General features: G+C 67.4%; 7 protein-coding genes. 2 read left to right on the forward strand and 5 right to left on the reverse strand.

What is annotated here, in order from left to right:
• Positions 1-11 precede the first annotated feature (11 nt).
• The 5 genes from G579_RS0114870 to G579_RS0114890 form a co-directional block, all read right to left on the reverse strand.
• Positions 12-3,047, reverse strand: coding sequence for an efflux RND transporter permease subunit (locus G579_RS0114870; protein WP_038020191.1), 3,036 nt, complete (start codon positions 3,045-3,047; stop codon positions 12-14).
• A complete protein-coding gene (locus G579_RS0114875; RefSeq protein WP_028990809.1) occupies positions 3,044-4,111 on the reverse strand; it encodes an efflux RND transporter periplasmic adaptor subunit in 1,068 nt (355 codons plus the stop codon). The genes G579_RS0114870 and G579_RS0114875 overlap by 4 nt, the downstream gene beginning before the upstream one ends.
• A 9-nt stretch (positions 4,112-4,120) precedes the next feature.
• Complete coding sequence (locus G579_RS0114880; protein ID WP_230973860.1) at positions 4,121-5,527, reverse strand: TolC family protein; 1,407 nt, start codon at positions 5,525-5,527, stop codon at positions 4,121-4,123.
• Between the two features lie 86 nt (positions 5,528-5,613).
• The gene (locus tag G579_RS0114885) at positions 5,614-6,933 is read right to left on the reverse strand and encodes an ATP-binding protein (protein ID WP_051181776.1); all 1,320 of its coding nucleotides are present in this window, start codon (positions 6,931-6,933) and stop codon (positions 5,614-5,616) included.
• Entirely contained in the window at positions 6,930-7,589 is a 660-nt protein-coding gene (locus G579_RS0114890) for a response regulator (RefSeq protein WP_028990812.1), read from the reverse strand. Before G579_RS0114890 ends, G579_RS0114885 begins: the two co-directional genes overlap by 4 nt.
• 207 nt (positions 7,590-7,796) lie before the next feature.
• On the opposite strand from G579_RS0114890, the gene G579_RS0114895 reads away from it, so the two are divergent.
• Together G579_RS0114895 and G579_RS0114900 are read left to right on the forward strand one after the other, a co-directional pair.
• The gene (locus tag G579_RS0114895; RefSeq protein WP_028990813.1) at positions 7,797-8,120 is read left to right on the forward strand and encodes a PepSY domain-containing protein; all 324 of its coding nucleotides are present in this window, start codon (positions 7,797-7,799) and stop codon (positions 8,118-8,120) included.
• 77 nt (positions 8,121-8,197) lie between these two features.
• A partial coding sequence (locus tag G579_RS0114900) for a cytochrome b/b6 domain-containing protein (RefSeq protein WP_028990814.1) occupies positions 8,198-8,749 on the forward strand: 552 nt, incomplete at its 3' end.

The raw sequence follows: 8,749 nt of genomic DNA on the forward strand, positions 1-8,749 counted from the left end.
CCGCCGCGCTTTCAAGGCTTGCGTGCGCTCCGGTCCAGCAACAGATAGAGCGGCGGCATCAGCAGGAGCACCAACGGCACGGCCAGTGCCAAACCGGCAATGATGCTGATCGCCAGCGGGGTTTGCATGGCCGCGCCGACACCGAGGCCCAGCGCCAGAGGCAGCAAGGCCAGCATGGCGATGATGGTGGTCATGAAGATCGGGCGCATGCGCAGCTGCCCGGCCCGGATCAGGCTGCGCGCATCAGAGCGGGTGCCCGTTTCCGCGAAGTAGAAGACTGCCACTTCGGTGACGATGCCCACGATCATGGTCAGTCCCATCATGGCGGAAATGTTCAGTTCCGTGCCCGTGATCCAGAGGCCAAGGAAGACGCCGACCAGGGAGGTCAGCGTGGTCAGCAGGATTGCCAGCACCACGGCGAAGCGCTCGTACAGGAAAAGCAGCAGCACGCCGGCCAGCAGCACCGCGCTGACGAAGACCATCAGCAGATCATGAAAAGATTGCTGCTGTTGCTGGTAGAGGCCGCCGTATTCGAGGTAGACGCCAGGCGGAAGCGGCAGATCCCGCAGGGCGGCCCGGACGTCGCGGATGGTGGAACCCAGATCCCGGCCCTCGATGCGGCCGGTGACCGCCACCATCTGCTTGAGGTTCTCGCGTACCACTTGGGCTTGACCTTCGCTGATCCGGATGTGGACGAGGCGACGCAGGGTCACGTAATGACCATCGGCGGCACGGATGCGCAGATGGCTCAGGGCGTCCACCTGATCGCGCAGGTTGCCCGGCGCCCAGACTCGTACGCCCACCAGTTTTTCTCCCATCTGGATCTGGCTCGCCACCGTGCCTGCGAGCTGCTCTTGCAATTGGCGCGTGACGAAATCCGGATCCAGCCCTTCGAGCGCCGCCTTGACGCGATCCACCCGGATGTCCACCGCATCCCCGGCAATGGTGATGCCGTTGAACACCTCCACCACACCCGGCACCCGCCCGATGCGAGTCGCCACCTGCGGCGCCAGAGCGCGCAGTTGCGCGCCGTCGTCGCCGAACAGCTTGATCTCGATCGGCTGCGGCACCGCAGTCAGGTCGCCGATGAGATCCTCCATCAGTTGGGCGGTCTCGATCCGCAATCCGGGTACTTCCTGCTCCACGCGCCGGCGCAGATCCGCCATGATGACATCGATGGAACGGCGGGGCGTGGGTTTCAGGTGAATGAAGAAATCTCCCTGATTGGCCTCGGTGAGCCCGCCGCCGAGCTGCAGCCCGGTGCGGCGGGAGTAGCTGTCCACCTCCGGGAGCCGGCGGATGATGTCCTCCACTTGGCGCAGCAGCCGATCGGTTTCACTCAGGGAAGTGCCTGGCGGGGCTTTGTAGTCAAGCACAAAGCCGCCTTCATCCATGCGCGGCATGAAACCCGAGCCCACGCGCGTATAGGCCAGATAGCCCAGCAACCCAAGGCCGAACAGAATGAGCAGCGCCAGCGCTGGCCGGCGCAGCAGCCGTCCCATGATGCGCCCGTAGGTACGCTGGAGCCGACGCATGACAGGTCCGGCCATCTCCAGTCGGCGGATATCGTTTTTTTGCATCAGGATATCGGCCAGCAGGGGTACGGCCAGCAGGGCGACGAAGAAGGAGATCACCAGACTGGCCGCCATGGTCAGGGCCAGCGATTTGAAAAAGCCGCCGGTGACGCCTCCGAGGAAGGCCAGGGGCAGAAACACGATCACCGTAGCCAGGGAGGAGCCGGCCAGCGGCCGCGTCATTTCCAGTGCGGCTGCCAAGACCGGCCCGTGCTGCGGCGGGGGCTCAGCGCGCTCGCTCAGGCGCCGCATGATGTGTTCCAGCATGACCACGGCGTCATCCACGATGAGTCCCACCGCTGCCGCCAAACCACCCAGCGTCATGATGTTGAAGCTCAGGTGAAACACCTGGAGCAACAGCACGGTGGCCGCGATCACCCCGGGCAAGACGAGAACGATGACCAGGGTGATGCGCAGGTTGCGCAGGAAGGCCAGCAGGATGATCGCTGCCAAGAGCGCGCCAATGGCGATGGCGTCGCGCACACTGACCGCCGCGGCGGTCACCAGTTCCGACTGGTCATAGTAGGGCTTGATCCGAATGTCCGGCGGCGTATGTCCCTTGAAGTCGGCCAGGCGTGCCTGGATCGCATGGGCGATGGCCACGGTGTTGGCCCCCCGTTGCTGCAGGATGTTGACCAGCACGGCATCGTGTCCATTGGCGGTGACTCGGGTCCATTCGGGCCGCTCCGCCAAGCGGATGGCGGCGATGTCATCGAGCTGCACCACGCCGTCGGGGCCGCTCTTGACGATGGTGCGGCGGAGGTCGGCCAAGCTGTGCAGGCGGGTGTCGGACAGGAGCAGGTAAAGTTTGTAGTGGTCTTCCAGGCGCCCGACGGCACCTACCACGTTGCTGGCGGACAGAGCCTGGGTCACGTCGCTGAAAGACAGCCCCAGCGCCTGCAGCCGCGCCGGGTCCACGACCACCTGATATTCGGCTTGCCGCCCGCCGAGCACTTCCACGCGCGCCACCCCGGTCACGCTGGAGAGCAGGGGGCGCAACTGGTAGTAGGCGAAATCACGCAGGGAGACCAGATCGCGGCTGTCAGAGGTCAGCGCCAGGCCGAGCATGGGAAACACGGTGGGGTCCATGCGCCGGGCGCTGAAGCGCACCCCTGGGGGCAGTTGGGGGAGGACCTGGTTGACGGCGGATTGCACCTGCAGCAGGGCGGAGACCATGTCGCTGCCCCAGGCAAAATTCACGGACAGCTCCGCCGCCCCCCGGCTGGTGGTGCTGCGGATGCCGCGCACGTCCGGCACTGCCCGCAGCGACTGTTCCAGCGGGAAGGTGATTTCGGTGACCATCCGGTCGATGGGCCGGTCGCCGGCGTCCACGCTGACCACGATGCGGGGAAAGCTGATGTCGGGAAAGAGGGCGACCGGCAGGCGCAGGGCCATGGCGGCGCCGCCGAGAGCCAAAAGGGCCAGCAGCACCAGAATGGAGCGGCGGTGCCGCTGCATCCAGGGTCCGATCATCGGCTGGCCCCCGACTGCAGGCGCAGCGCCATGCCGTCGCGCAGCTCGTAGTTGCCTACCGTGACCACCAGCTCGCCCGCCTGCAACCCGCCGCGGATCTCCACTTGCCGGCCGTCATCCAGCCCGGCTCGAACCCAGCGCCGGCGCGCCGTTCCCCGGTCGACGACAAAGACGTAGGGCCGCCCATCGGCGTAGAGCACCGCCGAGCGCGGCACGGCGAGCACCGCGGGAAGGTCCCGCAGCACCAGCAGTCCGCGCACCATGCTGCCCGGCAACAGACTGGGCATGGTGGGCAGCGGCACCACCACCTCGGCGAGATGGGTCTTGGGGTCTATCTGGCGGTATATTTGGCGTACCTGGCCGGTGACCGGGGCTGCTTCCCCATAGACGGGGGTGATGCTGACCCGCTGGCCGCCGGCCACCCGCGGCAGATCCTCCGCCTCCACGCCCAAGCGTGCCCGCAGCCGGTCGCCCTTGGCCAAGCGCAGCACGGGATTGCCCGCCGGCACGATGTCGCCTTGGCGGACGTTGACCGCTTCGACCACGCCGTCCATGGGGGCGCGCAGAGTCCGGGTGGACGCGTTGCCCAGGCGCTTGCGGACATTGGTAAGCAGCGCCTCGGCCCTGGCCAGATTCTGTTCCGCCACCTGGACCTCCGCGTTGGTCGCGAGTTGGCGCACACGCAGGCCGCGCAGCCGATCCACGTCCCTGCGGGCGAAGGCGGCATCGATACGGGCCCGGTCGAGTTCGAGCAGGTCGTTGGGGGTATTGCGGATCATCGCCAGCATGGCACCTTTGCGGACCTGCTGGCCGGCAGCCACGTACACGCTCTCGACCAGTCCTTCGGCCTGCAGATCCAGAACCTGGGTATGTTGCGGCGAAAACTCCACCGTACCATAGACGGTGATGGTTTCGCGCATGGCCGTGAGCCGCGCCGGACTGGCCTGAGCCAGTACCGAGGGCCCGCCGGGGGTGCCGCCGAAGCCCACGCTGGCGGACATGAGCACTGCCCAGCCCGCGAGCGCCGACCACAGATGTCTGGAAATGCGCAGCCGTCTAGCCATTGCTCGTCCTCATGGCCAGGCCTCGCCTATGGCCAATTGCAGTGCCACGTCCTGTTCCGCCGCGGCCTGCTCCAGGCTGAGCAGCTTGAGCCGCTTGTCCAGGTAGCTGGCCCGTACCGCTTCGTAGCTGAGCAGGGTTGCGTTGCCTTCCGCCACCGCCCTGCGCAGGGTTTCCTCGGCCAGGTCCAAGCTGGGCAACTGTTCGGCCAGGATCGTGCGCTCCCGCTGGATTTCGGCCAGGTCGGCCACCAGAGCCGCGATGTCCGAACGGGTCTGATGCAGGCGGGCCACGTATTCCGCATAGAGCTGCGCGCGCGTGGCGCGTGCCTCGGCAATGGCGCCGCGATTGCGGTTGAAGAGGGGAAGGTCGAGCGTGACGGCGAAGCCCAGCGTCCGCACCCCGCCCGTGTCGCGCGCCCGGCCGAGGCCCAGGTTGAAGCGCGGGTACTGGCCAAGAATGGCCCGATAAAGCGTGCCTTCCTGGCTGGCATAGCCGGCCCGCAGGGCGGACAGATCGAGGCGCGCGCCTTCGGCCCGGGTGAAGAGCCGAGCCGGGTCAAGCGGGCGCTGCGGTGGAAGGGGAAAGCGATCAGCGAGCGGAAGCGGCATCTCCGGCGGCAGCCCCAGAGTGCGGTTGAGCTCCTGACGGGCTTTTTCCCGCGCGCGCGCCAGCGTCAGTGCGCGGTCTTGGGCGTCGAGCAGGGCCACCTGCCGCAAACCCAGATCCACCAGGGTGGCATCACCTCGCTGCACGTTTTGGCGGGTGATCTGATACAGGCGGTCGGCGGTTGCGGCAGCCTCCCGGGCCACGGCCTCCTGGGCAGCCAGATAATGCAGGCGGGCGGCTTGCAGACGCGCCTGATTGGCCGTCAGCCATTCGGCCCAGGCAACGTCGTAATGCACCTGCAACGCCTTGTCCCGGGCGATGCGCTGGTTCGCCTTGCGGGTGAGCAAGCCGGCAATGTCCCAGCTCACTCCCAAGTTGTAGGCGCTCATCAGGTCAGGAGCCTGGCCGCTCGATGGTCGGTCCAGGCTGGCGGCCAGTTGGGGATCGGGCAGCAGGCCGGCGGCAAAGACCTGGGCCTGGGCCACGCGTTCGCGGGTGCGCAACGCCTGGAGCTCGGGATTGACGAGCACGGCGATCACCGCCAGCTCTTCGCCGGTGAAGGGTCTGGAGAAGTCCAGCGTGATCGGTGGAATGCGAAGCTGCTGCAGATGCGCCGCTTGGCGGGCGAGCCGGCCGGGTGCGGGCGTGGCGAGCGCCTGGTTGAGCCGGGCTTCGTCCAGGGGCGCGGGATGGTAGGCGGCGCAGCCCGCCAGGGCGAGTAAACACCAGCCCGCTAGCCAGTGACGGCCGGCCGCGGCGGAGTTCGCGCCGACCGACAACGTCCGCAGCCCGTGGTTGTGCCTGTGCAAGAAAGCTCCTGAGCGACGGATGAGTGTACGAATCCCGCTTGCGGCGGGTACGGTCTGCACCTTAGCAGACGTCGCTTAATCTGGACTTAAGACGCTGCAGCCGGAAAAATCACCTCGACCGACAGCCCCGTCCGCTTCGGCCCGTCGCCGAGCCGGATCTCGGCCCGATGGCGCTGGGCGATGTCGCGAACGATGGCCAATCCCAGTCCGTTGCCGGCGACGGCGGGGTGTCGGCCCCGATGGAAGCGGTCGAAGACGCGGGCGCGCTCTGCCGGCGGGATGCCAGGCCCGGTGTCGGTCACCGACAGCGTCACGGCATTGCCGCTGCTGCGCAAGCCCACATCCACGACGCCGCCGGACGGCGTGTAGCGGATGGCGTTGTCCACCAGATTGCCCAGCAGGACGTGCAAGGCTTCCGGATCGCCCGCAACGGTCGCCGGCGCCAGCTCGGCCACGCCGAGATCGATCCCCTGTGCCTGGGCGAGGGGCGCGTGCTGGGCCAGCACGGCATGCACCACTGGAATCAGCGCCACGGGCGTCAGCGGCTGCCGGGCCACATCCGGGTCGTGGCGCGCCAGGAGCAGGAGTTGCGTGACCAGATGCGCGGCCCGATCCGTCCCACCCATGAGTTGCCTGATCGCCGCCGCCCGCGCGGCGGGATCGGGAGCCCGTTCGATTGCCTGCGCCTGAAGGCGAATGGCGGTCAGCGGGGTTCTGAGCTCGTGGGCAGCATCGGCCACGAAGCGCCGCTGCAGGGAAAAAGCGTTTTCCAGGCGCGCCAGCAACTGGTTCATGGCCCGAATCACCGGCCGGATCTCCGCAGGCATGTCGGCAACGGGGAGGGGGGCCAGCTCCAGCGGACGCCGGGCCTGCAGGTGAGTGGCCAAGCTGGCCAGGGGCCGCAGGCTGCGGCCGACGGCGATTCCCATGAGCAGGGCGAGCAGGGGCATCAGCCACAGCTGCGGCAGCAGCGCGCGCAATGCGATGTCGGCCGTCATTTCACGCCGCGCCGCCAGGGATTGGTATACCTGGATGATCTGCCGGTCGCGCAGGGTAAAAACCCGCCACGGCCCCGACGGGCCTGGCAGAATGGCGAAGCCCGGCCGTGCCGACGCTGGGGCCACGGTGGCGGGCAGGGAGGAGTAGAGCAGCACGCCGGAGCGAGTCCGGAGCTGGACGCGGAAGTCGTTTTCCTCTTCGCGTTCGGCCGGCGGCAGGATCGGCAAGACCGGCGCTGGACGCGCTTGGCGGGAGAGGGACAGGGCGATCTGGCGCATCTGGTAGTCCAGCAGCTCGTCCACTTCTTCGCGCACCTTGAAATAGGTGGCCCCGCCCGTGATCACGGTCACCAAGAACAGGGCCGACAACAGCCAAGTCAGCAGATGCCGCCGGATGGAACCGATCACGGCTCGCCCATCAGATAGCCCAGGCCGCGCACGTTGAGGATGGCCGACGCACCCAGCTTCCTGCGCAGGTGATGGATGTGCACCTCCAGCACGTTGCTGTCCACTTCCTCGTGCCAGCCGTAGATCTGCTCCTCGATCTGGGCGCGGGACAGGATCGCGCCGGGACGCTCCATCAAGACGCGCAGGACGGCGAACTCGCGCGCGGACAAGGACACGGACCGGCCCTGGTGCAACACCTCGCGCGTCGCCGGGTTGACAACCAGAGCGCCATGCACGAGCAGCGGTTCCGCTCGCCCGGCGTGGCGCCGCAGCAAGGCGCGGATGCGCGCCGCCAGCTCATCCAAGTCGAAGGGCTTCACCAGATAATCGTCCGCTCCCATGTCCAGCCCATTGACCCGATCGCTGACGGCGTCCCGCGCCGTCATGATGAGCACCGGCAGCGGGTCGACGCGGCGGCGCAGATCCCGCAACAAATCCAGGCCGGATTTGTCGGGCAGGCCAAGGTCCAGCAGGAGCAGGGCATAAGGTTCGCTTCCCAGCACCGCCTCCGCTTGGCGGGCCTCCCTCGCCCAGTCGACGGTGAATCCGTCGTTGCGCAGACCTGTCCGGATGCTTTCCCCAATCATAGGGTCGTCCTCGACCAGCAGCAGGCGCATCCTTCCTCCTTCAGCCAGATGGTTGAAAATGGCGATGCCATACAAACTAGCACGTCGGGCCACCTCGCTGAACCACGCACCGGCGTTTCCGCTCCTTCCCGGGGAAGGCGGCGTCATCCGCCGCGTTTTTAAGTGGCTCTTAAGGAAAGGAGCTTACCTTGGTCGACAGTTCGCCAGCCGGCGAACCCGAGTTCAAGGAGATGCCAGATGAAAACCGTAAAGCACGTCCTGTATGCCGCCACGCTGGCCGGCTCCCTGGCGGGCCTGTTTGGCGCTGCCCAGGCCGCCGAGCATCCGGATGCCGCGCTGGCCAGGGAAGCGAAGATCGGATCGGCACAAGCCCGCAGCATTGCCCTGAAGACGTTCCCGGGTACGGTCGTCAAGGCGGAATTGGAGCGGGAGCAGGGGGGCAGCGGACTCCGCTATTCCTATGTGATACGCCAAGCCGCTGCCCTGCACGAAGTCGGGGTGGATGCCAAGACGGGCAAGGTCCTGGAAAACCGGCCGGAAGCGCCAAGCACCAAAGACTGAGGCAATTCGGCAGGCGCGCGGCCGGTTTGGGCCGGCGGCGCTGATATTCGAGCACATCTGACATGAGGAGGACAGAGATGGTCCAATTCACGGCTGCCCACGCCGGCTACGACCCCACCACGCGCTGGCTGCACCTGGGGCTGGCGCTGGCCGTCACCTACCAGCTCTTCATCAGCCTGGTCATGGAGGGCCCGGAGCCCGGCGAGCCGCTGCGCGGCATGGACGCCCTGATCTTCGAAAGCCACGAATGGGTCGGCGTGGCAGCCTTCGTCCTGGTCCTGGCGCATCTCGTCTGGAGCCTGGTCGGCCCGGCGCCGGTACGCTGGAGCACCATGCTGCCCTTGCGGGCGGCGCAATGGCGCGCGCTGAAAGCCGATCTGCAGTCGCTGCGGCGCCTGCGCCTGCCCTGGCGCGAGGAGCACAGCGGCCTGTCGGCCCTGACCCACGCCTTGGGCCTGCTGGCGGTGCTCGGCTCGGCGCTGACCGGCTTCATCCTCTTCCTGTGGCTGCCGGAGAACGGCAACTTGCCGCCCGCCCTGCACACCGATCGGGAGGCGCACGAGTTCATCGCCACCTTCGTGTGGATCTACTGGGGCGGCCACGTCGCCATCGCCGTCCTGCACCAGCTC

The sequence above is a fragment of the Thermithiobacillus tepidarius DSM 3134 genome (assembly GCF_000423825.1).
Lineage (GTDB): Bacteria > Pseudomonadota > Gammaproteobacteria > Acidithiobacillales > Thermithiobacillaceae > Thermithiobacillus > Thermithiobacillus tepidarius.

Coding starts and splice junctions, on each gene's coding strand:
- G579_RS0114870 (WP_038020191.1), bottom strand. CDS start 3,047: ATGATCGGACCCTGGATGCAGCGGCACCGCCGCTCCATTCTGGTGCTG.
- G579_RS0114875 (WP_028990809.1), bottom strand. CDS start 4,111: ATGGCTAGACGGCTGCGCATTTCCAGACATCTGTGGTCGGCGCTCGCG.
- G579_RS0114890 (WP_028990812.1), bottom strand. CDS start 7,589: ATGCGCCTGCTGCTGGTCGAGGACGACCCTATGATTGGGGAAAGCATC.
- G579_RS0114895 (WP_028990813.1), top strand. CDS start 7,797: ATGAAAACCGTAAAGCACGTCCTGTATGCCGCCACGCTGGCCGGCTCC.